This is a genomic window from Paenibacillus sp. UMB7766-LJ446, assembly GCF_030226665.1.
Taxonomy (GTDB): domain Bacteria; phylum Bacillota; class Bacilli; order Paenibacillales; family Paenibacillaceae; genus Paenibacillus; species Paenibacillus vandeheii.
This window is the reverse complement of the sequence record NZ_JASOYM010000021.1, coordinates 1-26,414: the sequence shown is the minus strand read 5'-3', so window position 1 is coordinate 26,414 and position 26,414 is coordinate 1. Positions and strand designations below refer to the sequence as shown.

The window sequence follows — 26,414 nt, the reverse complement described above, 5'->3', positions numbered from 1 at the left end:
AGAAAGATTGGTTAAGGCAGCTAGTATAGAGTAGGAAAACAGCATATTAAACAAATTCATTTCACTCGAAAAGATTAGTTTAAATGTTTTTCTTAAATATGCTTGCAATACGCCCATCTTTTCTATATAATAATGAATGTTGTTCTGTGACGTTGCGATGATGTGAGAGGTTACTGGCACACCCGGCCCCTTTGCCATGGGACAGTGGCTAGAAAATTTTCACGGAGTATGTCCGATAAAAAATTGGGCGATAGAAGGAGGGACTAAAATGGCAAAGCAAAAAATTCGTATTCGTTTGAAAGCTTACGACCACAGAATTCTTGATCAATCCGCGGAGAAAATTGTTGAAACAGCAAAACGTTCGGGTGCTGGTGTATCCGGTCCGATTCCGCTTCCTACTGAAAAACAAATCATTACTATTCTTCGTGCGGTGCACAAGTACAAGGATTCTCGGGAACAATTCGAACAACGTACACATAAACGTTTGATCGACATCGTTAACCCGACTCCACAAACTGTGGATGCCTTGATGCGCTTGGATCTGCCGTCCGGTGTAGATATCGAAATTAAATTGTAATATAAGCTACAACAAAGACCATGTATAAAGGAAAAGAGGTGTCAACATGAAAGCAATCTTAGGAAAAAAACTCGGAATGACTCAAGTATTTACTCCTGAAGGTAACGTCGTTCCAGTAACGGTTATCGAAGCAGGCCCTTGTGTTGTTTTGCAAAAGAAAGACATTGAGAACGATGGCTACGAAGCAATTCAAATCGGTTACTCCGATAAGAAAGAGAAAAATGCTAACAAGCCAGAAGCAGGTCACGCTAAAAAAGCGAACACTGCCCCTAAGCGCTACGTTCGTGAAGTTCGCGGTATCAACATCGCAGAATATGAAGTTGGCCAAGAACTGAAAGCTGACATTTTCGCTGAAGGCGAATTCGTTGACGTAACGGGTGTTTCTAAAGGTAAAGGTTTTGCCGGCGTTATCAAACGTTGGGGACAAAGCACTGGACCTATGTCACACGGTTCGCGTTACCACCGTGGCCCGGGTTCAATGGGTTCGATCCAAGCTAACCGCGTTCCTAAAGGCAAACGCCTGCCAGGACACATGGGACATGATACTGTTACAATCCAACGTCTTGAAGTAGTTAAAGTAGACGCTGAGCGTAACGTGTTGCTCGTGAAAGGTTCCATTCCTGGACCGAAAAACAGTCTCATTAAAGTTAAAGAAACGGTGAAAAAATAACCACTGAAGAAAGGAGGAACACAAAATGCCAAAAGTATCAGTTTACAATGTAGATGGTAGCCAAGTAGGCGAAGTTGAATTGAACGATGCGGTTTTCGGAATTGAGCCGAACCAACACGTTCTGTACGATGCAGTTCTTATGCAGCGCGCTTCCCTTCGTCAAGGTACCCACAAAGTAAAAGGACGTTCTGAAGTACGTGGCGGTGGACGTAAGCCTTGGAAACAAAAAGGTACAGGTCGCGCTCGTCAAGGTTCAATTCGTTCACCACAGTGGAAAGGCGGCGGTATCGTATTTGGTCCAACACCACGGAGCTATGCGTATAAACTGCCTAAGAAAGTTCGCCGTTTGGCGATCAAATCAGCCCTTTCATCCAAAGTGCTTGACAATGACATTATCGTTTTGGACGCTCTCACGTTGAGCACGCCTAAAACTAAAGAATTCGCAGCCATCTTGAGTAACCTCAAAGTGGGACGTAAGGCTTTGATCGTAGCTCCTAGCTATGATGATAATGTAGCTCTTTCCGCACGGAATATTCCAGGCGTGAAATTCGTAGCTGCTGACGGCATTAATGTTCTTGACGTGCTTTCGCACGACAAACTGATCATTACGAAAGAAGCAGTTCAGAAGGTAGAGGAGGTGCTCGCGTAATGAAGGATCCTCGTGATATTGTAAAACGTCCGATTATTACGGAACGTACTGCTGACATGATGAATGACTTGAAATATGTATTTGAAGTCGATATCCGTGCAAACAAAACCGAGATCAAGAAAGCCGTGGAAGCTATTTTCAACGTAAAAGTGAAAAACGTGAACACGCTTCGTGTTCCAGCTAAGCCTAAACGGTACGGACGTTATTCCGGATATACTAGCGAATGGAAAAAAGCGTTTGTAACGCTGACACAAGACAGCAAAACGCTTGAGTTCTTTGAAACTGTATAATTGAATTTTTGAAGTAAGGAGGGAAACCCAGTGCCAATCAAAAAGTATAAACCAACTTCCCCGGCAAGACGGAACATGTCCGTTTCTACATTTGAGGAAATCACCACAGATCAGCCGGAGAAATCGTTGTTGGCCCCATTGAGCAAACAAGCAGGCCGCAACAACCAAGGTAAAATTACAGTTCGTCACCATGGTGGTGGACACAAACGTAAATACCGTATCATTGACTTCAAACGCACTAAAGATGGAATACCGGGCCGCGTTGCTACGATTGAGTATGACCCGAACCGTACATCTAACATCGCTCTGATTCACTATGCTGATGGTGAAAAACGTTATATCATCGCTCCTAAAGGTTTGAAAGTTGGAGATCAAGTATTCTCCGGACCTGAATCAGACATCAAAATCGGAAACGCATTGCCACTCGAAAATATTCCAGTAGGTACTGTTATCCACAACATCGAGTTGAAACCAGGTAAAGGCGGACAATTGGTTCGTGCTGCTGGTACAGAAGCTCAATTGCTTGGTAAAGAAGAAAAATACGTTTCCGTTCGTCTCTCTTCCGGAGAAGTTCGTCGTATTTTGAAAGTTTGCCGCGCAACAATTGGATCTGTTGGTAACCAAGACCACGAGCTTATCAAAATCGGTAAAGCCGGTCGTAGCCGTTGGTTGGGTAAACGTCCTGAAGTTCGTGGTGTAGTAATGAACCCTAACGATCACCCACACGGTGGTGGTGAAGGTCGTGCTCCAATCGGACGTAAATCGCCAATGTCACCATGGGGTAAACCTACTCTTGGTTACAAAACGCGTAAGAAAAATAAAGCTTCTGATAAATACATCATTCGCCGCCGCACGAAGTAATACACACTGTGCATAACTTCGTGAGGCATCTGCGGATGCATAATAGCTACGTTTGAAGGGAGGATCTCCACATGGGTCGCAGTTTGAAAAAAGGGCCATTCATTGATGGCTACATGCTGAAAAAAGTAGAAGAGATGGAAGCATCCGGTAAGAAACTCGTTATTAAAACCTGGTCCCGTCGTTCTACAATTTTCCCGCAATTCATCGGACACACATTTGGCGTATATGACGGTCGTAAACACGTACCAGTATACGTAACTGAGGACATGGTCGGACACAAACTGGGTGAGTTCGCTCCAACCCGTACGTACAAAGGCCATACTGATGATGATAAGAAAACAAGAAGATAAATGAACATCTTTAATGTTTGAGAGGAGGTTACACAATGGAAGCAAAAGCACATGCTAAGTTTATCCGGATTGCTCCTCGTAAAGTTCAACTCGTTGTTGACTTGATTCGCGGCAAGCAAGTAGGTGAGGCGGTTGCCATTCTCCGTCACACTCCGAAATCCGCTTCTCCGATTGTTGAGAAGTTGCTTAACTCCGCGATTGCAAATGCGGAACATAACTATTCTTTGGATGTTAATAACTTGGTCATTTCGCAAGCTTACGTGAACCAAGGACCGACAATGAAACGTTTCCGCCCTCGTGCAATGGGACGTGCAAGTCGTATTAACAAACGTACTAGCCACATCACTTTGGTGGTATCTGAAAAGTAGAAGGAGGGGAAATGTGTGGGCCAAAAGGTAAATCCAGTCGGACTCCGTGTCGGAATTATCCGTGACTGGGAATCTAAGTGGTATGCAGGTAAAGACTTCGGCGATCTTTTGATGGAAGACGTGAAAATTCGTGAATTCCTGAAAAATAAATTGAAAGACTCCGCTATGTCTCGTGTTGAAATCGAGAGAGCGGCTAACCGCGTAAACGTAACGATTCACACTGCGAAACCAGGTATGGTTATCGGTAAGGGTGGTTCGGAAGTTGAAAATCTTCGTAATCAAATTACGAAAATCGCAGGCGGTAAAAAAGTACACATCAACATTTCTGAAATTAAGAACCAAGACCTGGACGCGATCCTGGTAGCTGAAAGCATTGCACAACAATTGGAACGTCGTGTTTCTTTCCGTCGTGCTCTGAAACAAGCTATTCAAAGAACAATGCGCTCTGGTGCAAAAGGTATTAAAACTCAAGTGGGCGGACGTCTTGGCGGAGCTGAGATCGCACGTTCGGAAGGCTACAGCGAAGGAACTGTTCCACTGCACACGCTTCGTGCCGACATCGACTACGGTACAGCAGAGGCTCATACTACTTACGGCCGTATCGGCGTAAAAGTATGGATCTATCGTGGAGAGGTTCTTCCTACGGCTAAGAAACAGGCTGCTAAGGAAGGAGGCAACTAATCATGTTGGTACCAAAACGTGTAAAACACCGTAAGCAACAACGTGGACATATGAAGGGCCAAGCTAAAGGCGGAACTACGCTGAACTTTGGCGAGTATGGTCTGCAAGCTACGGAACCGGCTTGGATTACGAACCGTCAAATCGAAGCGGCTCGTATTGCGATGACTCGTTACATCAAACGTGGTGGTAAAGTTTGGATCAAAATTTTCCCAGACAAACCAATCACTCAAAAGCCTCTCGAGGTTCGGATGGGTAGCGGTAAAGGTAACGTAGAAAAATGGGTTGCAGTTGTGAAACCAGGTAAGATCATGTTTGAACTTGCTGGTGTACCGGAGGATGTTGCACGCGAAGCAATGCGTCTTGCCGCTCACAAACTGCCAATCAAAACGAAGTTTGTGAAACGTGAAGAATTGGGTGGTGAAGCAAATGAAAGCTAGTGAATTTCGCAACCTAACCTCTGCTGAAATCGAGCAAAAGATTGCCGGATTTAAAGAAGAACTCTTTAACCTCCGCTTTCAACTCGCTACCGGTCAGCTGGATAACCCGACTCGAATCCGTGATGTGCGGAAAGAAATAGCTCGTGCTAAAACCATTATCCGTGAAAGAGAATTGGGAATCGGTTAATTAGGGATCGGATGTCTAATCCGTCCGTAATCAGGAAGGAGGCCAACAATGAGCGAAGAACGTAACGCACGTAAAGTGCAAACAGGTAAAGTAGTCAGTGATAAAATGGATAAAACGATCGTTGTTGCTGTAGAAACTTACAAAAAACACGACTTGTACCATAAACGTATCAAGGTTACTAAAAAATTCAAAGCGCATGACGAAGAAAACACTGCGAAAATCGGTGACACGGTGAAAATCATGGAGACTCGTCCGCTTTCGAAAGATAAACGCTGGAGACTTACTGAAGTCGTAGAAAAAGCGATTATCATCTAATGCATCAGCAGCATAGCTGAAAGGAGGAATACTAAATGATTCAACCATTTACACGTTTGACTGTGGCTGACAACTCCGGTGCGAAGGAACTGATGTGTATCCGCGTACTCGGCGGTACGGGACGTCGTACAGCTCAAATCGGTGATCTGATCGTTTGTTCTGTAAAACAAGCAACACCAGGCGGCGTTGTCAAAAAAGGTGATGTAGTTAGAGCGGTTGTCGTTCGTACGAAACGTTCTGTACGTCGTAAAGACGGTTCCTACATCGGTTTTGATGAAAATGCAGCGGTTGTTGTAAAAGACGACAGAAGCCCACGTGGAACACGTATTTTCGGACCTGTTGCTCGTGAACTCCGCGAGAAAGACTTCATGAAAATCGTTTCCTTGGCCCCAGAAGTTATCTAAAGCTTAATCTCGTGATGTTAGAAACAGGAGGTGTACGAAATGCCAAGAGTGAAAAAAGTTCTGGAATCCCATAACAATAAACTTCATGTTAAAAAAGAAGATACAGTTATGGTGATCAGCGGTAAAGACAAAGGTAAAAAAGGCCGTGTCATCGCTGCTTATCCTCGTGAGAACCGTGTCCTTGTGGAAGGTGTTAACATGATTAAAAAACACCAGAAGCCTAACCAGCAAAATCCGCAAGGCGGCATTATCGAGAAGGAAGCTCCGATTCACGTTTCCAACGTAATGCACATCGATCCAAAGAGCGGAAAAGTAACCCGTGTAGGTTACAAAGTGTTGGATAACGGAAAGAAAGTGCGCGTTGCTAAACGTTCCGGAGAAATTATCGACTAATTGAACCGAATGAGAAAGGAGGTCTATGATTCATGGCAGCAAGAATGAAAGAACGTTACCTGAACGAAATTGCTCCTGCTTTGATGCAGAAGTTTAACTATACAACGGTAATGCAAGTGCCGAAAATCGAGAAAATCGTTATCAACATGGGTGTGGGCGACGCTGTCCAAAACTCCAAAGTGTTGGATTCCGCAGTAAACGATTTGCAATTGATCGCAGGTCAAAAACCTGTAATCACTCGTGCTAAAAAATCTATTGCAGGTTTCAAACTACGTGAGAACATGCCTATCGGTGTGAAAGTAACATTGCGCGGCGAGCGCATGTACTTCTTCCTCGATAAATTGCTCAACGTTACGCTTCCTCGTGTCCGCGACTTCCGCGGTGTATCGAGCAAAGCTTTCGACGGACGTGGTAACTATACACTGGGTCTGAAAGAACAACTGATCTTCCCAGAGATCGAGTATGATAAAGTAGACAAAGTCCGCGGTATGGACATTGTCATTGTTACAACGGCGAAAACAGACGAAGAGTCCCGTGAATTGCTCACGCAACTGGGAATGCCTTTCGTAAAATAATGTTACTATAACGTTTCCGGGTGTCTGGAAAGACTCCCTTTTCTCCGAAATTATTTAGGAGGTGTCAGGCTAAGTGGCAAAAACTTCGATGAAAGTTAAACAACAACGTACACCAAAGTTTAAAGTACGTGCTTATACACGCTGTGAGCGTTGCGGACGTCCACATTCGGTACTGCAGAAGTTCAAAATTTGCAGAATTTGCTTCCGTGAATTAGCTTATAAAGGCCAGATCCCTGGCGTGAAAAAAGCAAGCTGGTAAAAAGTCCTGAACGGGAAGGAGGTTAACTCACAATGACTATGTCTGATCCAATTGCAGATATGCTTACTCGTATTCGTAACGCGAACACAGTTCGTCACGAAACGGTAGAAATGCCTGCTTCGACAATGAAAAAACAAATCGCCGACATCCTGAAGCGTGAAGGTTTCATCCGTGATGCTGAAGTTATCGACGATAACAAACAAGGGATTATCCGTGTTTTCCTGAAATACGGTCAAAATAACGAGCGTGTTATTACTGGTCTGAAAAGAATCAGTAAACCTGGTCTTCGTGTTTACACGAAAAGCAACGAAGTACCTCGTGTACTTGGTGGTCTGGGTATCGCTATTATCTCGACATCCAAAGGTATCATGACGGACAAAGAAGCTCGTCAATCGAAATCCGGCGGAGAAGTCGTCTGCTACGTTTGGTAATATAACGTCACAAGATAGGAGGTGCAACATATGTCTCGTATTGGTCGCAAACCAATTACAGTACCAAGTGGTGTGGACATCACACTGGACAACACCGTTATTACGGTAAAAGGACCTAAAGGATCTTTGACTCGTGAACTTCATAAAGACATGAAAGTAACGGTTGAAAACAACGAAATTACAGTTGTGCGTCCTTCCGATAACAAAACTCACCGTTCTTTGCACGGCACAACGCGTAGCGTTGTAAACAACATGGTGAGTGGTGTTACTGAAGGATTCGCAAAATCTCTGGAGCTGGTTGGGGTCGGATATCGTGCAAGCAAATCCGGAGATAAAATCGTTCTGAACGTTGGCTACTCTCACCCGGTTGAAATTACACCGGAAGCGGGAATCGAGTTCGAAGTTCCTTCGAACACGAAAATCATCGTTCGCGGAATCGATAAAGAGCGTGTAGGTGCTTACGCTGCTAAAATCCGTTCCGTTCGTGAACCTGAGCCGTACAAAGGTAAAGGTATTAAATATGAAGGCGAGCGTATCATCCGTAAGGAAGGTAAAGCCGGTAAGAAGAAATAAGATTTTTCTTGCCGCCTTTGCGCGGTTTTCGGCTTGCTTGCTTCTTGTGTTTCTAATATACCCCGTGGCTTCTGGTTTGAAGCCAGCGAGGTAACCTGAAAGGAGTGAATCCCTGAGATGATTACGAAACAAGATAAAAACAAGGCTCGTCTGAAAAGACACCTGCGTGTTCGTAAGAAAATCCAAGGAACGGCAGCACGTCCTCGTTTGAACGTATTCCGTTCTGGTAAACATATGTATGCTCAAATCATCGATGATGTAGCTGGTGTTACGATCGCTTCCGCGTCTACTGTAGACAAAGAATTGAGCGGCGACATCCAAAACGGCGCATCTGTTGAATCTGCTCGTAAAGTTGGCGAACTCGTTGCTAAACGTGCGAAAGACAAAGGCGTTTCAAACATCGTATTTGACCGTAGCGGTTATCTGTACCATGGTCGTATCGCAGCATTGGCTGCAGCGGCTCGTGAAGCAGGACTTGAGTTTTAAGATATTTTTAAAAAGGAGGTTAACGACTTGCGTGTAGATCCGAATACTTTGGAACTGTCTGAAAGAGTTGTAAATATTAATCGCGTAGCTAAAGTAGTAAAAGGCGGACGCCGTTTCAGCTTTAGCGCACTGGTTGTAGTCGGCGACGGCAACGGCTGGGTTGGAGCTGGTATCGGTAAAGCGGGCGAAGTACCTGATGCAATTCGCAAAGGTATTGAAGACGCTAAGAAAAACCTTGTACACGTTCCACTCGTAGGAACTTCGATTCCTCACTTGGTAACAGGTAAGTTCGGCGCAGGACGCGTTCTGTTGAAACCAGCATCTGAAGGTACTGGTGTTATCGCTGGTGGTCCTGTACGTGCGGTTCTCGAACTTGCTGGTGTAGGTGACATTTTGACAAAATCTCTGGGTTCTTCGAATTCCATGAACATGGTCAATGCGACTTTGGAAGGTTTGTCCCGTTTGAAACGTGCTGAAGACGTGGCAAAACTGCGCGGCAAATCCGTCGAAGAGCTTCTGGGTTAAGGAGGGAATCTCATGGCTAAATTAGAAATTACCCTCGTCCGCAGCTTGATCGGACGTCCGGAGACGCAAAGAACAACTGTGAAAACATTGGGCTTGCGCAAAATCAACAGCAAAGTGGTTCAAAACGACAATCCTGCCATTCGTGGTATGATTAACAAAGTAAGCCACTTGGTCGCTGTTAAAGAAGTAGAAGTTTAAAAAAGGGTTAATCCCACAAATCTTTAAGGAGGTGCAACGAACGATGAAGTTACATGAGCTTTCACCATCTCCTGGATCCCGCAAAGAACGTAAACGTCTTGGTCGCGGTCCAAGTAGTGGTACTGGTAAAACATCAGGTCGCGGTCACAAAGGACAAAATTCTCGTTCCGGCGGTGGTGTTCGTCCAGGCTTCGAAGGTGGACAAAATCCATTGTATCGTCGCTTGCCAAAACGCGGTTTCGTAAACCCAACTCGCAAAGAATACGCAGTTGTGAATACTGAAGACTTGAACAGTTTTGCTGAGGGTACTGAAGTAACTCCAGAATTCTTGATGACGAACGGCGTAGTTAAAAACGCTAAATCCGGAATCAAAATTCTGGGTAACGGTGAAGTCACTGTGAAGTTGACTGTTAAAGCTAACAAGTTTTCTCAATCTGCGGTGGAGAAAATTGAAGCTGCCGGCGGTAAAACCGAGGTGATTTAATGTTCAAGACCCTAAAGAATATCTGGCGGGTTGAAGATCTGCGCAAAAGGGTATTATTTACCCTTTTTGTACTGATCATTTACCGCATCGGATCCTTCGTTCCAGTACCTGGGGTTAACAAAGAGGTTTTCGAAGCGACAAATTCTGCGGGTAAAGAAGTTTTTGGACTTCTCAATACGTTCTCGGGTGGAGCGCTCTTTCAGTTCTCGATATTTGCGCTCGGGATCGTGCCTTACATCACTGCGTCTATCATAGTGCAGCTGCTTTCCATGGACGTTATTCCTAAACTAGCGGAGTGGGCAAAGCAGGGTGAACAAGGTAAGAAGAAATCTGCACAACTGACCCGTTATTTAACGGTAGGTCTGGCATTGATTCAAGCGTTTGGTACGTCAATCGGATTCAATCGCTTGTACAATACAGAAATGGTGCCTAACGCAACATTTGCAGATTATATCTTGATCGCAATTGTACTTACAGCCGGTACTTCATTCCTAATGTGGCTTGGTGAGCAGATCACTGAGAAGGGCATAGGAAACGGGATTTCGATTTTGATCTTTGCGGGTATCCTATCAACGGTTCCTAATATTATCAAACAAACGATCGAATCCGACTTCATCCAAGCTGATCAACTGTTCATGAACATTCTTAAAGGGGTAATCGTCGCAATAGTTATTGTGCTGATTATCATAGGTGTCATTTACATCCAGCAGGCGATTCGGAAAATTCCTGTACAGTACGCTAAACGTGTCGTAGGTAACAAAATGTACGGTGGACAGAACACACATATCCCGCTGAAGATTAATGCAGCAGGTGTTATCCCTGTCATCTTTGCTTCATCTCTGTTGATGTTCCCATCGATCATCGCAAACTTCTGGGCTGATCGTACATGGGCACAGTGGATCGGAGCCAATCTCACTACTCACAAACCTCTAGGTATGTTACTGTATGTAGTGATGATTTTCGGATTCACATTCTTCTATACTTTTGTACAGATGAATCCACAGCAGATGGCTGACAACATGAAAAAGAACGGCGGTTACATCCCAGGCATTCGTCCTGGTAAAGCAACCGAGAAATATCTGACCCGTGTCATGACTCGTTTGACAACGGCAGGTGCCATCTTCTTGGCAGTAATTTCCGTTCTGCCTGTAATCTTGGGGGCACTTTCTGGTTTGCCTCAATCTGCGCAAATTGGAGGAACTTCTCTCCTGATCGTTATCGGTGTTGCGCTGGATACGATGAAGCAAATCGAAAGCCAATTGATCAAACGCCACTACAAAGGTTTTATCAATAAATAGGCAATAGGTACCGGTCAAGCTAAGATTTACTTGCCGGCACCTATTGTGCTGTTTGTTGATGTAGGGTAGTCTTGGAGGGAGTGACATAACGTGAACATCCTATTCATGGGCCCTCCGGGGGCAGGAAAAGGAACGCAAGCAGACGTCATTGTGAAAGAGTTCGGTATTCCCCACATTTCAACAGGCGATGCATTTCGTCTCGCGATTAAGCAGGGAACTCCCATTGGCCTGAAAGCCAAGGAATATATGGATCAAGGATTGCTCGTACCAGATGATGTAACCATCGGCATCGTTGAAGAACGTTTGCAGCAGCCTGATTGCAGAGAAGGATTCCTCTTGGATGGATTTCCAAGAACTCTGTCTCAAGCAGAAGCGCTCGATGGCATTCTGGATCGACTGAACTCAGGTCTCGATCATGTAATCAACCTGAAAGTGGACCGCAACAAATTGCTGGCCCGTTTGACGGGTCGTCGCATTTGTAAGAACTGTGGCGCCACTTATCATGTCGTGTTCAATCCGCCCAAGCAGGAAGGTATTTGTGATAAATGCGGCGGTGACTTGTACCAGCGCTCTGATGATAATGAAGAGAGCGTAGGCACACGTCTCGACGAATATATCAACAAAACAGCACCACTCCTCACATTTTATGAGAACAAAGGCCTTCTTCGTCAAATGGACGGAGAGCAGGATATCGATCAAGTTTCTCATGAAATCGTGTCCCTGCTGCGAGGTTAATTGAATGATCATTGGTAAGTCCGAAACGGAACTGGGCTTGATGAGGGAAGCGGGGAGAATTGTTGCGGAAACGCATCGTCTCTTGGCAGAGCATATCGCTCCCGGTATTACGACTGGAGAACTTGACCATATGGCCGATCAATACATCCGCAGTCAAGGAGCTGTGCCGTCTTTCAAAGGTTATAACGGTTTCCCTGCCAGTGTGTGCGCTTCAGTGAATGAAGAGTTGGTGCATGGATTTCCCGGCAAACGAAAGTTGAACGAGGGCGATATCGTTACGTTTGACATTGGCGCGCAGTACCAGGGTTATCACGGAGATTCCGCCTGGACTTATCCAGTCGGCCGTATTTCCGAAGAAGCCCGTCGTCTTCTGGACGTTACCGAGGCTTCGTTATACGCAGGTCTGGCGCTGGTAAAACCGGACGTTCGCTTGTTTACAATATCTCATGCGATTCAGAAATATATTGAAGATGAAGGGTTCTCGGTAGTACGTGAATATGTCGGTCACGGCATAGGAGCGAATCTGCACGAAGAACCACAGATTCCGAACTATGGTCTTCCTGATCGGGGACCACGGCTTAAAGCGGGCATGGTGCTGGCCATAGAGCCGATGGTTAACGCAGGTAGACGGTATGTGAAAACGTTGGAAGATAACTGGACTGTCGTCACTGTTGATGGATCGTTATGCGCCCACTTTGAACACACCGTAGCAGTTACACCGGAAGGCATGGAAATTTTCACAAAACTGAATGCGTAGGTGATAAGGCATGAACAATCAGTCTAATCCGCAGCTCGGTCAACTTGTGAAGATCCGTAAAGGCCGCAATGCGGACCAAGCCGCAGTAATTGTTGCTATAGCGGACAGTAAGTTCGTATATATTGCGGATGGGGACAAACGTAAGTTTGATCAACCCAAGAAGAAGAATATTCTTCATCTTGAGCTCCAGCCGATGATTAGCAGCGAGGTCGTAAACAGTTTAAACGAGAGTGGTCGGGTGACAAACGGAAAGCTCCGCTATGCGGTTCATTCGTTTCTGGAATCCACCAACATTCAAGCTGAAGAGAAAGGAGACTGACTAATGGCCAAGGAAGATGTCATTGAAGTGGAAGGTACGGTTCTCGAGCCGCTACCGAATGCAACGTTCAAGGTTGAGCTTGAGAACGGTCATCAAATTCTCGCTCACGTTTCCGGCAAGTTGCGGATGCACTTTATCCGTATCCTGACTGGAGACAAAGTGGTTGTTCAGTTATCACCTTATGATTTGACAAAAGGTCGTATAACTTACCGTAAATAGTAGTAGACAGTTGCAATGAACTGTGAAGCTTATGAAGCGGGTTTTGCCCGGCAAAACTTGCGAAAGCTTCGAAGCCGGTTTTACAATAGTAAAACAAGGTCAATGCTTACGAAGAGGGTTTTGCTAAGCAAAACTTTGAGGAGGTAATTCACATGAAGGTAAGACCTTCGGTCAAGCCGATTTGCGAAAAATGCAAAGTCATTCGCCGCAAAGGGAATGTTATGGTTATCTGTGAAAATCCGAAACACAAACAAAAACAAGGTTAAAGAAGGGGGTGTAGCGTAAAATGGCACGTATAGCTGGTGTGGATTTGCCACGTGATAAGCGCGTTGAGATCGCCTTGACTTATATTTTCGGAATCGGTAAAACGACTTCCCAGAAAATTCTGAGCACAACAGGCATCAACAAGGACACTCGTGTCCGTGATTTGACGGAAGATGAAGTCAGCAAATTGCGGGAAAGTATCGACAAAGAGGTCAAAGTAGAAGGTGACCTGCGTCGTGAAATCTCTTTGAATATTAAACGTTTGACGGAGATCGGTTGTTACCGTGGAGTTCGTCATCGTCGTGGTCTGCCTGTTCGTGGACAACGTACGAAAACGAATGCTCGTACTCGTAAAGGTCCTCGTCGTACTGTAGCGAACAAGAAGAAATAATAAGGGGGGATAAGAGAAAATGGCTAAACCGAAAAAAGTCGTACGTACTAAACGTCGTGACCGTAAAAATATTGAATCTGGCGTGGCACATATCCGCTCCACGTTCAATAACACTATCGTTACCATTACGGACCCTCACGGAAACGCAATTTCGTGGGCAAGCTCCGGCGGCCTCGGATTCAGAGGTTCCCGTAAATCGACTCCGTTTGCTGCACAAATGGCTGCTGAGACTGCTGCCAAAGCTGCAATGGAACATGGGATGAAAGCCGTTGAGGTTATGGTTAAAGGACCAGGCGCAGGCCGTGAAGCAGCGATCCGCTCTTTGCAAGCTGCTGGTCTTGAAGTTAACCTGATCAAAGACGTAACTCCAGTCCCGCATAACGGATGCCGTCCTCCAAAACGTCGTCGTGTCTAATGAGATTTGCCCCTGCGTGTGGTATATTTCCGGCACAATCTGCTAATAATGGTTGTTTAGGCATACTACTACATGTTTTCGCAAGAGAAGGTAAATGTTTCATAGAGGACCGACGTTTTGAAGGAGGGGTATTGCAGTGATTGAAATCGAAAAGCCGAAAATTGAGACGGTAGACGTCAACGATGATGGCACCTATGGGAAATTCGTAGTAGAACCGCTGGAGCGCGGATACGGTACGACGCTTGGAAACTCGCTTCGTCGTATCTTGCTCTCCTCACTGCCGGGTGCGGCAGTGTCTTCGGTTCAAATCGATGGCGTTCTGCATGAATTTGCTACAGTTCCTGGCGTTATGGAAGATGTAACGGAGGTTATTCTTAACCTGAAAGCTTTGTCGCTCAAAATTCACTCTGACGAGGAGAAAGTGCTCGAGATTGATGCTGAAGGCGAAGGAGCAATTACGGCGGGAGATATCCGTGCTGACTCCGATGTGGAGATCCTTAACCCGGATTTGCACATTGCTACGCTCGGACCAGGTTCGAGACTTCACATGCGTATTTTTGCCAATCGCGGTCGCGGCTACGTCCAGGCAGATCGGAATAAACGCGATGACCAGCCGATCGGCGTCATCCCAGTCGATTCCATCTTCACCCCGATCAGCCGCGTTAACTACGCTGTGGAAAATACGCGTGTCGGCCAAGTAACCAACTACGACAAGCTCACGTTGGAAGTTTGGACTGACGGAAGTATTCGTCCTGAAGAGGCTGTAAGCCTTGGCGCTAAAATTTTGACCGAGCACTTGATGCTCTTCGTGGGTCTTACAGACGAAGCGAAAGACGCAGAGATCATGGTCGAAAAAGAAGAAGACAAAAAAGAAAAAGTACTCGAAATGACGATCGAAGAGCTGGATCTCTCTGTTCGTTCCTACAACTGCCTCAAACGTGCTGGTATTAATACCGTGCAAGAGCTGACCACGAAAACGGAAGAAGACATGATGAAAGTCCGTAACCTCGGACGCAAGTCTTTGGAAGAAGTTCAAGAGAAGCTTGAGGAACTCGGTTTGGGACTCCGTACAGAAGAATAGACAGCCGAGTGCTTGAAGTGAAGGAGGGAAAACAATGGCATACCAAAAGTTGGGCCGTAATTCCAGCGCACGTAAAGCTTTGTTCCGTGACCTGGTAACCGACCTGTTCTTATACGAACGCATTCAGACAACTGAAGCGAAAGCAAAAGAGGTTCGCTCTATTGCTGAAAAACTGATCACTAAAGCGAAAAAGGGAGATCTTCATGCCCGTCGCCAAGTGGCAGCTTATGTTCGCCGCGAAACAATCGATGGTGAGCAAGATGCAATCCAAAAACTGTTTAGCGAATTGTCCGGTCGTTACGCTGAGCGTCCAGGTGGGTACACTCGTATCCTTAAACTGGGACCTCGTCGTGGTGACGCTGCGCCTATGGTTTACTTGGAACTGGTTGACCGCGCGTAAAACAGATGAGATGAGGAAAGGGGACAGAATCACTGATTCTGGATTAACCCTTTTTTTCTCTTCATTTCGGAATTCGTGCTGTAGTAGAAGCTCCGAAAGGGGCTTCTTTTGCTGTTCGGGATAGGCACATGTATAGTATGGAACAAAGGTGTGGTAATGATGCGCAACTTATGTATGACGTTAACTTATGATGGCACTGCCTATTACGGCTTTCAGGTTCAGCCGGGAGGGAACACCATCCAGGACCATCTTGAAGATGCCATTCGTGCTTTGACCGGTGAGAAGGTTAAAATTACGGGATCAGGCAGAACGGATGCTGGCGTCCACGCTCGCAGACAGATCTTCAATTTCCCTACGGAATCCCAGATCCCGATTGAACGATGGTGTATTGCGCTCAACTCCAGATTACCTTCGGATATTATCGTTATTGATGCGGCTGAAGTACCACACGATTTTCATTCTCGCTATGCAGCGAAAAAGAAAACGTATCGGTACACCGTCAATGCGAATCAATTCCCGGATGTATTCAACCGGAGGCTGCAATATCATCATCATGCCAAGCTGGACATTGTGGCAATGCAGGAGGGGTTGCGTCATTTTATTGGTACGTACGATTTCACCTCCTTTGCTTCACGCAAGTCTCAGAAAGAGAATCATGTACGTTCGGTATACGATGCATGGATAGAAGTGGACCGTTCAATGTGTAGGGACCATCCGCGCGATCAGGGTGTCATTCACATCTATGTGAGTGGTAACGGCTTTTTGCAGCATATGGTTCGTATTATTGTAGGTACCTTGCTGGAGATCGGAGAGGGCAAAAGGAAAGCCTCTGATGTACCGAATATGATTGCTGCTTGTAATCGTTCTGCTGCAGGACCTACTGCAGTTAGCTGCGGTTTAATGCTCTGGGACCTCGAATACAGAAAAGATTAAATTTGCGAAGTGAAATGCTTAATTAACACTTGCGATTTAAGCTCCTATCATGTAATATAAAAGTTGTGTTTTCTTAATGGCTTTCCCACAGCCCCAATTAAGAGGGTCACAACGAAAGAACTATCCATCAACACCTAAAAGTTATCACTTAATGAACGAAGATAAATGAATATAATGATGTTGAACATTTTAAGGAGGAACTTTTCATGCGTACCACGTACATGGCGAAGCCTAACGAAGTTGAGCGCCAATGGCACATCATTGATGCCGAAGGCAAAACGCTCGGACGTTTGGCGAGCGAAGCAGCTGCTTTGATCCGCGGCAAACATAAGCCACAATTCACTCCACATGTGGACACTGGCGATTTCGTTGTTATCATCAATGCAGAGAAAATTGTATTGACTGGTAAAAAAATGCAAGGTAAAAAATACTACCGTCACTCGATGCACCCAGGTGGTTTGAAAGTAACTACAGCTGAAGAGATGGTTAAAAACAAACCGGAACGTATGTTGGAGTTGGCTGTTCGCGGTATGCTTCCTAAAACTCGCATGGGCGAGAAAATGAAGCTGAGACTTAAAGCGTACAGAGGCACTGAGCATCCACATGCAGCACAAAAACCAGAAGTTTATGAACTTCGCGGTTAATTAAAAGGAGGACAGTTTCATGGCACAAGTACAATACTATGGGACAGGTCGTCGTAAACATTCGGTAGCTCGTGTTCGCCTTGTACCGGGTGAAGGACGCATTGTCATCAATAAACGTGATATTAATGAATACTTCGGTTTGGAAACACTCAAACTGATCGTAAAACAACCACTGAACCTGACAGAAACACTCAGCAACTATGATGTTCTTGTTATCGCTCATGGTGGCGGAATCTCCGGTCAAGCCGGCGCGATCCGTCACGGTATCTCCCGCGCTTTGTTGAAAGCAGATCCGGAATACCGTGCTTCCCTGAAAAAAGCAGGATTCCTGACTCGTGACCCACGGATGAAAGAGCGTAAAAAATACGGTCTCAAAGCCGCACGTCGCGCACCACAGTTCTCCAAACGTTAATATGCATTACAAGCCTTTGGCCTCGGCCGAAGGCTTTTTTATATTCTATAAACCCATTAGGCTACAATGATCTTTCTTTACTCCAGCTGAGGTTGTGGATTAGCTTCAGATTCTTCTGTAGCTATGTGAAAGTATCTCCCTACAATCCAATGAATTAGAACCACCCCATCTCATCATCTCAGCTCATTATGACGGACTGCGAATTGCATTCCTTCTTCCTCCAATCAAACCCTTCAGCAAATGCAATTCTCCGACGTTCATTAACCTATTTCTTGAATTTAGACTTCACCATGTTTGTAATTAATCATTTTTCATCCCCTATTTTCATCAGTATTTCTTATGGTTTTGATAAAGGTCCCTTACAATTGATGAATAAGATCCATTATCTATTTCATTAATAAATTCACCTTTCCCTTTGATATCCCCAAGGATCTATAGAGTTGTTCTATACTTCGAATGATTCACTTGTGACGATAAATCCAGCAGTGGCAACGTTTTTCAATCATGAATGACTAAGATGAGGTGAGATATGATGAGATTACAGATGGATGATTTTATCTGCTAATCATTTTAAAGGATAATCTACCCCAAATTATTTTCAAAAAAAACAACAAAAAATTGGGCTAAAACTGATGTATTTTACCATATGGCAGGCATTGACATCCCCCATGAAAGATTTATACTATACATAATTCATATTAGATTAGTCGGCTTTAGGGATTGTTGAAATGCAGAATGGGGGAAATGAAGACATGAACTTGTTGGAGAAAGAAGAACTAGCACGGACGAAAGCTGAAGAGTTGGAAAACGCAAGTCCAGAGGATATTATTCGTTATGCTATTGAGACGTTTCCAAATATCACTTTTGCATGCAGCTTCGGTGCGGAGGATGTGGTACTTGTAGATATGCTTCAGAAGATCAGCCCATCCACAGATATTTTTTATCTGGATACCGATTTTCATTTTAAGGAAACATACGAAACTCGTGACAAAATGAAAGAGAAGTACAATCTTGATTTTGTACGTGTTGCACCAAAAATCACTCCTGAAGAGCAGGCAGCTCAACATGGAGAACAATTGTGGAAGTCGGATCCGAATGCTTGTTGTAATATTCGGAAGGTTGAACCGCTGACCCGTATCTTATCCCAATACGATGCTTGGATTACCGGTATTCGGAGAGATCAAGCACCGACGCGTGCAAATTCCAAAAAGGTAGAATATGATGCCAAGTTTGGACTTATGAAGTTCAACCCGATTGCACATTGGACTTCAGAGGATGTATGGGATTATATTCGTGCCAATAATGTCGTATACAATCCGCTGCATGATCAGAATTACCCAAGTATCGGTTGCGAATATTGCACACGTCAGGTTATGCCTGGAGAAGATCCACGTGCGGGACGCTGGTCTGGGAATGATAAAACGGAATGTGGTCTTCATAAATAATTCAGTTCAAAGTAAGTTTGGATAAAGCATTGAATTCACTCTTAATGATATAAAAAATGGAGAACAGGGAGCTGACAAGATGACTTCGATTCTGCCTCATGGAGGTACGCTGATTCAGCGTGTCGTACAAGGAGAAGAACGGGAACAATTATTACGAGAGAGTGAGAAATTGTCCTCTTTACGTATTAACAGCTGGACAATTTCGGATCTGGATCTGATCGGCGTGGGTGCGTTCTCCCCGCTTCAAGGCTTTATGACTGAAGAAGACTATCTTTCGGTATTATCTCGTATGCGTCTTGCTGATGGAACAGTCTGGAGTATTCCTATTACCCTGGCTGTAGACGAGCAACAGGCTGCATCGCTCCAGATTGGTGAGACGGTGGCACTCATTGGTGATAATGATGGGGTAACCTATGGATTGTTGGAAGTGAAGAGCATATATCAGGTAGATCAGGGTGAAGAAGCACGTCGTGTTTTCAAGACGGATGATCCAGAGCACCCGGGTGTGAAAAAACTGCTGGAACGACCTGCAACGTATGTAGGAGGTCCAATTCAAGTGCTGAATCGCCCCAAACCGGCCAAATTCGAACAGTTTTACTTTGATCCCGCTGAGACACGGAAAACGTTCCAGGATAAGGGCTGGAAGACGGTTGTCGGTTTTCAGACGCGTAATCCGGTCCATCGTGCCCATGAGTACATTCAGAAGAGTGCAATGGAGATTGTGGACGCCCTGTTCTTAAACCCGCTTGTGGGCGAAACGAAGTCTGATGACGTACCTGCCGATGTACGTATGAAGAGCTATCTGGTTTTGCTGGAGAACTATTATCCGGCTGATCGTGCATTCCTCGGCGTATTCCCGGCGGCTATGCGTTATGCTGGCCCAAGAGAGGCCATTTTCCACGCGATGGTACGCAAAAATTATGGTTGTACTCACTTTATCGTAGGCCGCGACCATGCAGGTGTGGGTGATTACTACGGAACGTATGAAGCGCAGGAGATCTTTACTAACTTCACACCAGAAGAACTGGGTATCACGCCGTTGTTCTTCGAACATAGTTTTTTCTGCACCAAATGTGGCAACATGGCATCAAGCAAAACCTGCCCGCATGATAAAGAACACCACATGGCTCTGTCTGGCACCAAAGTACGTGGCTTATTACGAGACGGTCAATGCCCTCCACCTGAATTTACACGCCCTGAGGTAGCTGAGGTGCTGATTGAAGGAATGGCCGAGCAAGTCCGCTCCTAACGGTATATTTGTCCATCTTGTCCCATATAGATGATTAGAATCATTTATAGGGACGAGGTGGTTTTTTTATGCGTAAAAATATGGGGAAGAAGCACTTTGTGGTCTGGATCAGGTTACGCACCATGAAGAGGGTCACGTTAAGCCTCTGTTTGCTTGCTATGTTTGTGGCAGTGGTCACGTATGAGCTGCCGTCCTCCAAAATGTCCGGTTACTGGGGGTTGCCATTAGCAGGTAAAGTCATAGCCATTGATGCAGGACATGGTGGCCCGGATGGGGGAGCAGTAAGTAAGCAGGGAGTCATTGAGAAAGATATCAATTTATCGATTGCGTTGTACGTACGAGATTATCTGCAGCAAGCAGGGGCCTTGGTTGTGATGACCCGAGAAATAGACACCGATCTGGCAGCTTCAGATACCAAAGGATACTCCAAACGCAAGACGGAGGATCTGAAACAACGAGTAAGAAGAATCGAGGACAAACAGGCGGATCTCTTTATAAGCATTCATATGAACAGTGTTCCTTCGAACCGCTGGAGTGGTGCACAAGTTTTTTATACACCCAATCATCCCGATAATGAAGGATTAGCCAACCTGCTTCAGCAAGAAATGATTCGTAATCTGGAAAATACAGATCGAATTGCGAAAACGGTCAATACCGTTTATTTGCTTCAGGCACTAAAAATTCCCTCGGCACTTGTGGAGGTAGGTTTCCTTTCTCACCCTGAAGAGGCGCGTCTGCTTGCAGATGAATCCTATCAGCGCAAAGTGGCTGCATCCATCTACAACGGAATTCTCCGTTATTCCTCAGGAGAACGTCCTAAAAGTTAGTCACAATGAGAAATGTAATGATATAATTGGTTCAGCATACCTAATTACATGCCAATAGATAAAGCTGAGGTGCTGTCTGATGTTATCAAAAGAACAGATACTTGAACTATTGCAGCCATTGCAGGAACCGCAATTGGGCGTAAGTCTGACTGAACTGCAGTGGGTCCGTGATGTCATGGTTAAAGAAAATCATGTTGCTCTTACTATGGTGACGCTGGAGAACCGCACAGAGGATACAACTGCTCTAAGCGATGCCGCGCGCAACCTGCTGTCCCAACACGGAGTGAATGATGTACATATTCGTCTGCGTGCAGCGTCTGAGCATGAGCGTGAGAGCCTGAACATAGGACAAGCGGATGAGGAGGACAATCAGGACGAAGTGCTTGTCAAAGGCCATGCAGCAGGGCTGGACGGGCATGAGTTGTTGAGTCCTGAATCCGGTGTTCGTTTTATTGCTGTGGCTAGTGGTAAAGGTGGCGTCGGTAAATCGACGGTAACCGTTAATTTGGCTGCCGCTCTGGCACGCCAAGGCAAGAAGGTTGGTCTGATTGATGCTGATATATACGGCTTCAGTGTACCTGATATGATGGGCATTGAGGAATATCCGGTCGTTGAGGACGGAGTTATCCAACCTGTTGAGCGTTTCGGCGTAAAAGTCATGTCGATGGGATTTTTTATTCGGGAGAATAACCCGGTCATTTGGCGTGGACCCATGTTGGGGCGGATGCTGCGCCAATTCTTTACCGATGTAAATTGGGGAGAGCTGGATTATATGCTGCTTGATCTGCCTCCGGGTACGGGAGACGTCGCACTAGACGTACATCAGATGCTGCCACACAGCAAAGAAATCATCGTTACAACACCGCATGCAACCGCTGCTTTTGTAGCTGCACGTGCTGGCGCCATGGCCATTCAGACGGAACATGAGCTGCTGGGCGTCGTAGAGAACATGGCTTATTATGAATGCAGCAAATGCGGCGAAAAAGATTATGTATTTGGTCGGGGCGGTGGTGGTACTCTTGCCGAGAGCCTTCATACAGAGCTGTTAGCGCAGATTCCACTGGGAGCGCCGGATAATCATATCTCGGAGCCTGATTTTTCCCCATCCGTTTATAAGGCAGAGTCAAGCATCGGTGCGATCTACGATGAGGTGGCCCAGTCTATTGATGCCAAGTTTTAATTTTTCTAATGACGTAAAATATAAAAAAGCCCACGTCCAATGGATGCGGGCTTTTTTAACATGATAACTTTAACATTAAATGATTCTATGCTTCTTATGATCCACCACTACTTCCGTCGCCACCACTGTTGCCATCACTACTACCGTCGCTGCCGCCGCCGCCTCCGCCATCTCCGCCGCTGTCTTTGCTTTGGCCTTCCTGTTTCCCGCCTTGTTCTGTTTTGGGTTGAAGCTCATCCTGAACTACTTTTTTAAGCAAAGTCAGCACTTCCATCCGGAACAAAGGATTTTGCATGACTTCCTGCATAACGGTCATCGTTTGTTTACGATATTCTGGCGTTTTGGTCATGTCCATGAACATCTTGGATACTTCCGGAGACTTCATCACATCGCCAATGGATTTTTGATACGTTGGATCTTTGATTAATTGCATATGCAGTTGCTTGCTTTGGGAATTGATTACTTTGGCGAATTCACCTGCAAACTGTGGATCCGTCATAATTTTCTCGAATTCCTTCTGGTATTCAGGAGCCGTGATGGTATCTTTTACAGCTATACGTATTTGTTCTGAAGATTGCATAGGCATTAGCATTTTCATACCCACTGTTCCTGATCCACCGCCTGAAGCACCACTTTGTCCAGAAGCACCACCACCACCAGAAGAACTTTGTCCAGTGAGAGCTTCCTCGACTGCCTTTTTGCCTTCATCACTTTTAAGAATATCCACGACCATCGTTTTCATCTCTTTATAACCGCCCTGAGGAGGCGAGTAATTCTGATCTGAGCCACAGCCGGCGAGCATGACGGATAGTCCAAGTACGACACAGCATAACTGCCACAAAGGCCGTTTCATGTGCACAACCCCTCCTTGATTAGATACTGGATGTAGTATGTGATGGGAAACCGCTAAATATGTTGAATGATGATGGTTTTTTGCTGTGAAGGTTGGTAAAATAAACTCTCGGGGGTGGAAAACATTTGAATTTACGTAAATGGTTTTTCCTATTTTGGTCAGCTTTGCTTATTGGGGCTGCAGGATCATTAGTGACGGGTCTAATTATGATGTTGGTTAATGGAGAAAAAACGAATGGAATGACCGATTTTTTAATTTATCTCCTCATCTTGTTTGGTTCCGGTATTATGATTAGCGTGTATTCGCAAATGGGTTTTTTCGCATACTTGATATTGAACTATATGGGCAAAGGTGTATTTTCGAAACGCAGTTGGCAAATTGTACAGATTGTTCTAACGGTTTTGGCGTTGCTTGATGTCATGTTTTTACGGTTGTTTGTCGGTGGGGAAAGAGAACGCCTATCCGATATTGTGCTTGGAATCATTATTTTGGCAGCTGGAATTGTTACCGCTTACGTAAAGGTGAAGCAGACACATATTTCGGCGCTGGTGCCTACACTCTTTTTGATGGTGGCTGTTACTGTAGTAGAGACGATCGGTGTGTTGCGAATTGATGTGAATGCGGCTACCATCTTTATTGTGGTTCCTTTGTTAATCTGTAATGCATACCAAATGCTGATATTGCACAGGCTGGTAGATGGGTCGGTGGAGCAGCGGGTGAGTCGAAAAACCGAGCAGATACAAGAAAGCCATGCGTAGCAATTATCTTACAAAAAAAACGCCAAAAAGAGCTAACCTGGTTAGCTCTTTTCATTTATGGCGCTTCAGCGCCTTTTTGCCATGAAATGTCCTGAAGGTTATTATACAGTTGCAGCAACGGCCACGGCCGCATTACTTTGTTCGTTTACTGTGCGCTGGCCTGATCACGAACTTCCGTACCTTTGACACTTGAATGATTGAGCAGCTCGGAAACCGTCACGAATTCATACCCTTGATTTTTTAACTTGTCGATAATGACGGGTAAGGCTTCGTGCGTTTGTTTCGAGGAATCACTGGCGTGCAGCAGCACGATGTCACCCGGATGTGCCTTGCTGACAACACGATCAACGATGGTCTGTACACCAGGGTTCTTCCAATCCTGCGAATCAGTGTCCCATTGGACAACTTGGTAATTCAGACTGCTGGCTACCTTGAGAACACGTTTGTCAAAGTCTCCATTCGGCAGACGTAGCAACTTCGGTTCTTTTCCCGTTAAATCGGTTAAAATGCTATGAGCTGTCAAAATTTCCTTGCGGATTTCCTCTTCAGTCAGACTGCTGTAGTTATCATGTCTGTGGCCATGGCTGCCAATCTCGTATCCTGCGTCTTTGATGGCTGTTACAATCTCGGGGTGTGTCTTACTCCAGGGGGAGGACAAGAAGAAAGTAGCCTTCTGTACTTTGTTATCTTGGAGAACCTTCAGAATAGGCTCTGTCCTTTTATCTCCCCAGCTAATGTCAAAGGTAAGTGCAATAACCTTCTTATCGGTTGGAACGCTGTATACGGCGGATGGTGCGTCCTCCGAGAATACAGAAATATTGCCGCTCTCCAGATAAATAATCCCGATAGCAAAGACGGCAGCAACCAGCACAATCAGGAAACGTTTGATCTTTTTGCCGCTAAATACATAGAACGAGTTCATTTCAATAAGCGCCCCTCTCCCATAAGAAATGCTTGTTTACTCTCCAATGTATGCTCGTACCTCGCAGTTATTCGTATCAGACGTTTGTTTGTCCAACATCTTGATTTCACAGGAGGATATCATGTTAAAATTCAGTACATTTCTTAGAGCGTTAAGTTCCATTCGTGGTGCATTAATCTGGTCGATCGTATTGTTTGTTATTGGAATAGGCACGGGATGGGTGAGTACAGGACCACTTGAGGATATATTGTTGAACCAAATTGGGGGACTCCGGGAGATTAGTGAAAAGCTGGAGCAGGGGAGCAATGTGCAATGGAACTTCTTCCTCTTTATCTTTTTCAATAATGCGATCAAAAGTGTACTCGTAATCTATGCTGGTATCTTCTTTGGCATTCTGCCTGTCGTTTTCCTGTTGATTAACGGAATGGTTATCGGTTTTCTGGTACACACCACAATGAACTATGGGGCCAGCTTCTTTGATATTGTTGTAAAAGGACTTCTTCCACATGGCATTATTGAAATACCGGTCATTATTATCGCATGTGCATTCGGTCTAAGGTTCGGTGGGCTGGTTCTCAAAAGTCTTATTCAATTTGGCGGGGGCAAACGAAATACGATTAGCAGCCAGTGGAGTACGTTTATGCGCACAACGGTAACTGCATCCTTCTGGATTGTTATTTTGCTTCTTGTTGCAGCGATTATCGAAAGTACACTTACCTACAGCCTAGTGCGAGGATAAATTTGTATGGGATGACATTCATAAATTTTCAGAAAGTTGACCATAACAATAAAACGGGTTTCAGTAGCAACCGCAAAAGGACAAACAAAGATGATCCTAGGTTTGCTACTAAACCGGCGCTGTCCGATATATAGCCTGAATTAAAGGGGCTCGAATATGACATACACGGGGACACGCCATTATCCATATGCAGAAAAAGGAGAACTCTAATGCTGGGTATGCTGTTTAACGAGAAGGAATGCAAGGAACTGGATTATGTATTGCGCAAAGAGCTCGATGAAATGTTGTTCGACTTAAGTGACAATCGTCTCGATCAAGAAATTAAATACGCCATTGCGAGTCGCTACAAGACTGTGTTCCGTATGTATGCACGCTTTGCGCCACCTAAAGAGCTATCCAAATATGCTAGAGGCGGTAAATTAAAAAAGTCGAAGCCATAATGCTGTGGTCAGTGGAATATTTGAAGTTCACCTATATAAGAGAGGTGCGGCCCGTAAAGTAAAGCCAGCGCTGTGCCTCCGACATTATGAATTAAAAATAGATTGAATAACCAGCTTTGAAAAGGGAAATGAAGCAATTTGTCGAAAAAGGGTTGACCTTTTTTGTTCAATATGATAAATTAATTTTCGTTCCTTTTTTAAGGAAAAGTTAACCGGAACAAGCGCTGGAATAAAGCGATGAAAATGAAATCGAAAAAAGTGCTTGCAAAGTAAACTTAAACATGATATATTATAAAAGTCGCCGCTGAAAATACGGTGACATGAAAAACGAAACAAATTGAATGTTTGATCTTTGAAAACTGAACAACGAGTGAGTAACGATCTTGCTTGCAAGATCGACGCTGAGAAATCAGTACACGT

General features: G+C 45.1%; 43 protein-coding genes. 41 read left to right on the top strand and 2 right to left on the bottom strand.

The window, feature by feature from the left end:
- The first annotated feature begins 268 nt into the window (after positions 1-268).
- The 38 genes from rpsJ (at position 269) to QP794_RS31260 (ending at position 22,282) form a co-directional block, all read left to right on the top strand.
- Positions 269-577 (top strand): 30S ribosomal protein S10, encoded by a 309-nt coding sequence (rpsJ, locus tag QP794_RS31445; protein WP_017692074.1) that lies wholly within the window; start codon positions 269-271, stop codon positions 575-577.
- A 46-nt stretch (positions 578-623) separates the two neighbouring features.
- Positions 624-1,247, top strand: coding sequence for a 50S ribosomal protein L3 (gene rplC, locus QP794_RS31440; RefSeq protein WP_053779208.1), 624 nt, complete (start codon positions 624-626; stop codon positions 1,245-1,247).
- Between the two features lie 25 nt (positions 1,248-1,272).
- Positions 1,273-1,896 (top strand): 50S ribosomal protein L4, encoded by a 624-nt coding sequence (gene rplD / locus QP794_RS31435; protein ID WP_017692076.1) that lies wholly within the window; start codon positions 1,273-1,275, stop codon positions 1,894-1,896.
- Positions 1,896-2,186: a 50S ribosomal protein L23 gene (gene rplW, locus QP794_RS31430; protein ID WP_024633586.1), complete on the top strand. Its 291-nt coding sequence runs from the start codon at positions 1,896-1,898 to the stop codon at positions 2,184-2,186. Before rplD ends, rplW begins: the two co-directional genes overlap by 1 nt.
- A 30-nt stretch (positions 2,187-2,216) precedes the next feature.
- Positions 2,217-3,047 carry a 50S ribosomal protein L2 gene (gene rplB / locus QP794_RS31425; protein ID WP_024633585.1) on the top strand — a complete coding sequence of 277 codons (831 nt, stop codon included), beginning with the start codon at positions 2,217-2,219 and terminating at the stop codon, positions 3,045-3,047.
- A 71-nt stretch (positions 3,048-3,118) separates the two neighbouring features.
- Positions 3,119-3,397: a 30S ribosomal protein S19 gene (gene rpsS / locus QP794_RS31420; protein ID WP_024633584.1), complete on the top strand. Its 279-nt coding sequence runs from the start codon at positions 3,119-3,121 to the stop codon at positions 3,395-3,397.
- Positions 3,398-3,432: 35 nt separating this feature from the next.
- On the top strand, positions 3,433-3,765 hold the full coding sequence (gene rplV, locus QP794_RS31415; RefSeq protein ID WP_024633583.1) for a 50S ribosomal protein L22: 333 nt from the start codon (positions 3,433-3,435) through the stop codon (positions 3,763-3,765).
- Between the two features lie 15 nt (positions 3,766-3,780).
- Complete coding sequence (gene rpsC / locus QP794_RS31410) at positions 3,781-4,446, top strand: 30S ribosomal protein S3 (RefSeq protein ID WP_024633582.1); 666 nt, start codon at positions 3,781-3,783, stop codon at positions 4,444-4,446.
- Between the two features lie 2 nt (positions 4,447-4,448).
- Positions 4,449-4,883 carry a 50S ribosomal protein L16 gene (gene rplP / locus QP794_RS31405; protein WP_024633581.1) on the top strand — a complete coding sequence of 145 codons (435 nt, stop codon included), beginning with the start codon at positions 4,449-4,451 and terminating at the stop codon, positions 4,881-4,883.
- Positions 4,873-5,070: a 50S ribosomal protein L29 gene (gene rpmC, locus QP794_RS31400; protein WP_017692083.1), complete on the top strand. Its 198-nt coding sequence runs from the start codon at positions 4,873-4,875 to the stop codon at positions 5,068-5,070. The genes rplP and rpmC overlap by 11 nt, the downstream gene beginning before the upstream one ends.
- 48 nt (positions 5,071-5,118) lie before the next feature.
- The gene (rpsQ, locus tag QP794_RS31395; RefSeq protein ID WP_024633580.1) at positions 5,119-5,385 is read left to right on the top strand and encodes a 30S ribosomal protein S17; all 267 of its coding nucleotides are present in this window, start codon (positions 5,119-5,121) and stop codon (positions 5,383-5,385) included.
- Positions 5,386-5,420: 35 nt separating this feature from the next.
- Complete coding sequence (rplN, locus tag QP794_RS31390; RefSeq protein WP_024633579.1) at positions 5,421-5,789, top strand: 50S ribosomal protein L14; 369 nt, start codon at positions 5,421-5,423, stop codon at positions 5,787-5,789.
- Positions 5,790-5,828: 39 nt separating this feature from the next.
- Entirely contained in the window at positions 5,829-6,182 is a 354-nt protein-coding gene (gene rplX, locus QP794_RS31385; protein ID WP_024633578.1) for a 50S ribosomal protein L24, read from the top strand.
- 32 nt (positions 6,183-6,214) lie between these two features.
- Entirely contained in the window at positions 6,215-6,757 is a 543-nt protein-coding gene (gene rplE, locus QP794_RS31380; RefSeq protein ID WP_024633577.1) for a 50S ribosomal protein L5, read from the top strand.
- Positions 6,758-6,830: 73 nt separating this feature from the next.
- Entirely contained in the window at positions 6,831-7,016 is a 186-nt protein-coding gene (locus QP794_RS31375) for a type Z 30S ribosomal protein S14 (RefSeq protein WP_013312154.1), read from the top strand.
- A gap of 32 nt (positions 7,017-7,048) precedes the next feature.
- Entirely contained in the window at positions 7,049-7,447 is a 399-nt protein-coding gene (gene rpsH / locus QP794_RS31370) for a 30S ribosomal protein S8 (RefSeq protein ID WP_017692088.1), read from the top strand.
- Positions 7,448-7,477: 30 nt separating this feature from the next.
- Complete coding sequence (rplF, locus tag QP794_RS31365; protein ID WP_024633576.1) at positions 7,478-8,020, top strand: 50S ribosomal protein L6; 543 nt, start codon at positions 7,478-7,480, stop codon at positions 8,018-8,020.
- A 117-nt stretch (positions 8,021-8,137) separates the two neighbouring features.
- Positions 8,138-8,506, top strand: coding sequence for a 50S ribosomal protein L18 (rplR, locus tag QP794_RS31360; protein ID WP_024633575.1), 369 nt, complete (start codon positions 8,138-8,140; stop codon positions 8,504-8,506).
- Between the two features lie 27 nt (positions 8,507-8,533).
- Positions 8,534-9,031 carry a 30S ribosomal protein S5 gene (gene rpsE / locus QP794_RS31355; RefSeq protein ID WP_024633574.1) on the top strand — a complete coding sequence of 166 codons (498 nt, stop codon included), beginning with the start codon at positions 8,534-8,536 and terminating at the stop codon, positions 9,029-9,031.
- A 12-nt stretch (positions 9,032-9,043) separates the two neighbouring features.
- Positions 9,044-9,229, top strand: coding sequence for a 50S ribosomal protein L30 (gene rpmD, locus QP794_RS31350; protein WP_024633573.1), 186 nt, complete (start codon positions 9,044-9,046; stop codon positions 9,227-9,229).
- A 43-nt stretch (positions 9,230-9,272) separates the two neighbouring features.
- Positions 9,273-9,713 carry a 50S ribosomal protein L15 gene (rplO, locus tag QP794_RS31345; RefSeq protein WP_024633572.1) on the top strand — a complete coding sequence of 147 codons (441 nt, stop codon included), beginning with the start codon at positions 9,273-9,275 and terminating at the stop codon, positions 9,711-9,713.
- Positions 9,713-11,011 carry a preprotein translocase subunit SecY gene (gene secY / locus QP794_RS31340; protein WP_285080657.1) on the top strand — a complete coding sequence of 433 codons (1,299 nt, stop codon included), beginning with the start codon at positions 9,713-9,715 and terminating at the stop codon, positions 11,009-11,011. The genes rplO and secY overlap by 1 nt, the downstream gene beginning before the upstream one ends.
- 90 nt (positions 11,012-11,101) lie before the next feature.
- Positions 11,102-11,746: an adenylate kinase gene (locus QP794_RS31335; protein ID WP_024633570.1), complete on the top strand. Its 645-nt coding sequence runs from the start codon at positions 11,102-11,104 to the stop codon at positions 11,744-11,746.
- Between the two features lie 4 nt (positions 11,747-11,750).
- Positions 11,751-12,503, top strand: coding sequence for a type I methionyl aminopeptidase (map, locus tag QP794_RS31330; protein ID WP_285080656.1), 753 nt, complete (start codon positions 11,751-11,753; stop codon positions 12,501-12,503).
- A 10-nt stretch (positions 12,504-12,513) separates the two neighbouring features.
- Positions 12,514-12,822 (top strand): KOW domain-containing RNA-binding protein, encoded by a 309-nt coding sequence (locus QP794_RS31325; RefSeq protein WP_024633568.1) that lies wholly within the window; start codon positions 12,514-12,516, stop codon positions 12,820-12,822.
- Positions 12,823-12,825: 3 nt separating this feature from the next.
- Positions 12,826-13,041: a translation initiation factor IF-1 gene (gene infA, locus QP794_RS31320; protein WP_017692098.1), complete on the top strand. Its 216-nt coding sequence runs from the start codon at positions 12,826-12,828 to the stop codon at positions 13,039-13,041.
- 152 nt (positions 13,042-13,193) lie between these two features.
- Positions 13,194-13,307, top strand: coding sequence for a 50S ribosomal protein L36 (rpmJ, locus tag QP794_RS31315; RefSeq protein WP_003333770.1), 114 nt, complete (start codon positions 13,194-13,196; stop codon positions 13,305-13,307).
- A 20-nt stretch (positions 13,308-13,327) separates the two neighbouring features.
- Positions 13,328-13,696: a 30S ribosomal protein S13 gene (rpsM, locus tag QP794_RS31310; RefSeq protein WP_024633567.1), complete on the top strand. Its 369-nt coding sequence runs from the start codon at positions 13,328-13,330 to the stop codon at positions 13,694-13,696.
- Positions 13,697-13,715: 19 nt separating this feature from the next.
- A complete protein-coding gene (gene rpsK / locus QP794_RS31305) occupies positions 13,716-14,111 on the top strand; it encodes a 30S ribosomal protein S11 (RefSeq protein ID WP_017692100.1) in 396 nt (131 codons plus the stop codon).
- A 136-nt stretch (positions 14,112-14,247) separates the two neighbouring features.
- Complete coding sequence (locus tag QP794_RS31300; RefSeq protein WP_017692101.1) at positions 14,248-15,192, top strand: DNA-directed RNA polymerase subunit alpha; 945 nt, start codon at positions 14,248-14,250, stop codon at positions 15,190-15,192.
- A gap of 34 nt (positions 15,193-15,226) precedes the next feature.
- Positions 15,227-15,592: a 50S ribosomal protein L17 gene (gene rplQ / locus QP794_RS31295; protein ID WP_017692102.1), complete on the top strand. Its 366-nt coding sequence runs from the start codon at positions 15,227-15,229 to the stop codon at positions 15,590-15,592.
- Positions 15,593-15,751: 159 nt separating this feature from the next.
- Complete coding sequence (gene truA / locus QP794_RS31290; protein ID WP_079348936.1) at positions 15,752-16,525, top strand: tRNA pseudouridine(38-40) synthase TruA; 774 nt, start codon at positions 15,752-15,754, stop codon at positions 16,523-16,525.
- 206 nt (positions 16,526-16,731) lie between these two features.
- On the top strand, positions 16,732-17,169 hold the full coding sequence (gene rplM / locus QP794_RS31285) for a 50S ribosomal protein L13 (RefSeq protein WP_024633564.1): 438 nt from the start codon (positions 16,732-16,734) through the stop codon (positions 17,167-17,169).
- A gap of 19 nt (positions 17,170-17,188) precedes the next feature.
- Positions 17,189-17,581 carry a 30S ribosomal protein S9 gene (rpsI, locus tag QP794_RS31280; RefSeq protein ID WP_024633563.1) on the top strand — a complete coding sequence of 131 codons (393 nt, stop codon included), beginning with the start codon at positions 17,189-17,191 and terminating at the stop codon, positions 17,579-17,581.
- A 752-nt stretch (positions 17,582-18,333) separates the two neighbouring features.
- Entirely contained in the window at positions 18,334-19,026 is a 693-nt protein-coding gene (locus QP794_RS31275) for a phosphoadenylyl-sulfate reductase (protein WP_079348937.1), read from the top strand.
- 79 nt (positions 19,027-19,105) lie between these two features.
- A complete protein-coding gene (gene sat, locus QP794_RS31270; protein ID WP_285080653.1) occupies positions 19,106-20,275 on the top strand; it encodes a sulfate adenylyltransferase in 1,170 nt (389 codons plus the stop codon).
- Positions 20,276-20,343: 68 nt separating this feature from the next.
- Complete coding sequence (gene cwlD, locus QP794_RS31265; RefSeq protein ID WP_285080652.1) at positions 20,344-21,102, top strand: N-acetylmuramoyl-L-alanine amidase CwlD; 759 nt, start codon at positions 20,344-20,346, stop codon at positions 21,100-21,102.
- 79 nt (positions 21,103-21,181) lie between these two features.
- Complete coding sequence (locus QP794_RS31260) at positions 21,182-22,282, top strand: Mrp/NBP35 family ATP-binding protein (protein WP_024633559.1); 1,101 nt, start codon at positions 21,182-21,184, stop codon at positions 22,280-22,282.
- A 94-nt stretch (positions 22,283-22,376) separates the two neighbouring features.
- On the opposite strand, the gene gerD is transcribed toward QP794_RS31260, so the two are convergent.
- Entirely contained in the window at positions 22,377-23,135 is a 759-nt protein-coding gene (gerD, locus tag QP794_RS31255) for a spore germination lipoprotein GerD (RefSeq protein ID WP_285080651.1), read from the bottom strand.
- 125 nt (positions 23,136-23,260) lie between these two features.
- On the opposite strand from gerD, the gene QP794_RS31250 reads away from it, so the two are divergent.
- Positions 23,261-23,893, top strand: coding sequence for a KinB-signaling pathway activation protein (locus QP794_RS31250; RefSeq protein WP_285080649.1), 633 nt, complete (start codon positions 23,261-23,263; stop codon positions 23,891-23,893).
- A 145-nt stretch (positions 23,894-24,038) separates the two neighbouring features.
- On the opposite strand, the gene pdaB is transcribed toward QP794_RS31250, so the two are convergent.
- Positions 24,039-24,815, bottom strand: coding sequence for a polysaccharide deacetylase family sporulation protein PdaB (gene pdaB, locus QP794_RS31245; RefSeq protein ID WP_285080648.1), 777 nt, complete (start codon positions 24,813-24,815; stop codon positions 24,039-24,041).
- 121 nt (positions 24,816-24,936) lie between these two features.
- On the opposite strand from pdaB, the gene QP794_RS31240 reads away from it, so the two are divergent.
- Both QP794_RS31240 and QP794_RS31235 read left to right on the top strand, forming a co-directional pair.
- Complete coding sequence (locus QP794_RS31240) at positions 24,937-25,554, top strand: stage II sporulation protein M (protein ID WP_285080647.1); 618 nt, start codon at positions 24,937-24,939, stop codon at positions 25,552-25,554.
- A gap of 209 nt (positions 25,555-25,763) precedes the next feature.
- Positions 25,764-25,994: a hypothetical protein gene (locus QP794_RS31235; RefSeq protein WP_017692114.1), complete on the top strand. Its 231-nt coding sequence runs from the start codon at positions 25,764-25,766 to the stop codon at positions 25,992-25,994.
- The last annotated feature ends 420 nt before the right edge of the window (positions 25,995-26,414 follow it).